Raw genomic sequence first — 1,691 nt, 5'->3', positions numbered from 1 at the left:
CGATTTAGCCCTTGCCATTCGCTAGTAGTTATCGTTTAATAACAGTGTGTTATTTAAACGGTGATCTTCCTACAGAGGACTTTCACCTCATAAGTCAATGCCCATGTCGGGCGTACACAAGAATTTAAAGCGGGACTGCTAACAGTTTGCTCGGTTTCGCTTCGCTACACATTTTAGCAAACAATTATCAGCCCCTTAAATGGGCGTTGAGGCTGTAGAATTACTCTTTTTAGGAACGTATCCAACTATTCTTGGTTGGTTGCTTTTTAACCTTGAATCCATCTGTTCGCTGTGATCTAATAGACAGAAATAAACAAGACACCCACTTTAAATTTTGCACTTTTAGAAGTTAAAGACTAGCCTTTATTTAGTGTAAAAAATAAGCAGGGTGTTTTATGGCAATCGCAAGAAAGCGTCAAGTAAGTTTGGTTGATACAAAGTACTACCACTGTATTTCACGTTGCGTACGCCGTGCATTTTTATGTGGCGAAGACCGTTTTACAGGCAAATCTTACGAGCATCGTAGGGGCTGGGTTGAAGACAAACTGCTTGAGTTAGCCAAGACATTTTGTATTGATGTATGTGCTTATGCCGTAATGAGTAATCATACACATTTAGTCTTGTATGTTGATGATAAGAAAGCGAATAGGCTGAATGATAAAGCGATTGTTATTCGCTGGCATAAACTCTGTAAAGGCACATTGTTAACGCAAAAATATGTACAGGGTGAAAAGCTAAGTAAAGTTGAACTTATTTTTTTTAATCAAACAGTAAAGGAATATCGAGAGCGTCTATCAAGTATTAGCTGGTTTATGCGGTTGTTAAATGAAGATATTGCTCGCAGAGCAAATAAGGAAGATAACTGTACCGGCAGGTTTTGGGAGGGGCGATTTAGCTCACAAGCACTGCTTGATGAAGCCGCACTTGCCGCCTGTATGGCGTATGTCGATTTAAACCCGATTAGAGCCAAAATGGCTAAAACGCCAGAAGAGTCAGACCATACCAGCGCTCAAGTACGCTTAATATGCGCAAAAGAAGGCAAGCAGCCAAAACAACTCCTTCGCTTTGCAGGTATGCCACGTCAGATTATGCCAAAAGGGCTGCCGTTTGAGCTTAAATCGTACCTTGAACTTGTTGAATTAACAGGACGTTGTATGCGAGAAGACAAGCGAGGGTATATTGAAAGTACACATTTGCCTTTACTGGAAAGGGTGAATATATCTCCAGAGAACTGGTTAAAGCTTACAACCCAATTTACGCGCGTATTTCATGGCGCAGTGGGCAGGCCAGCCTCACAAGAAGGTTATTGTGAAAACTTAAAGCGAAAGCGGCGAGCGAATATCAGTAACTGCGAAAAGCTACTGGCATAAAACGTAAACTACTCAGTAATAAATCACAACTGCACCATGCAGCCATTTTCATGCGTGCAATTTAGATTAAGAGCGCTAGTGACTTATTTGATGGATGAAATGAAAATAACCTGTCGATAAAAGATATATTATTAACCTACAAATTAAATTTAATGGCAACATTTTGTTTGTTCAATTAGAGTGGCTGTCTAGTTTATCTGTTACACATCTATAGCGGGTTTTGTGGCTAAAATGCATGAACAGATTGAGCCGCTTTTTACGCAAGTGCTGATGATATGTGATGAGGAAGGCTTGATAGGCCGCAACATGTTTGCCATTGAT

General features: G+C 40.3%; 1 protein-coding gene and 1 pseudogene. Both read left to right on the top strand.

The features are described 5' to 3' along the window. The first annotated feature begins 395 nt into the window (after positions 1-395). Positions 396-1,370, top strand: a complete 975-nt coding sequence (locus I6F10_RS19910) for a transposase (RefSeq protein ID WP_165742499.1) — start codon at positions 396-398, stop codon at positions 1,368-1,370. 201 nt (positions 1,371-1,571) lie between these two features. Next, positions 1,572-1,691, top strand: a pseudogene (locus I6F10_RS20575) (transposase); the annotation flags it as partial.

Source organism: Pseudoalteromonas sp. SWYJZ98 (assembly GCF_015864495.1).
Lineage (GTDB): Bacteria > Pseudomonadota > Gammaproteobacteria > Enterobacterales > Alteromonadaceae > Pseudoalteromonas > Pseudoalteromonas distincta.
The sequence above is the reverse complement of the archived record's forward strand: the minus strand, read 5'-3'. Positions and strand labels throughout refer to the sequence as shown.

Bases quoted from the DNA above. Each gene is read 5' to 3' on its own strand.
- I6F10_RS19910 (WP_165742499.1), top strand. From the start codon at position 396: ATGGCAATCGCAAGAAAGCGTCAAGTAAGTTTGGTTGATACAAAGTAC.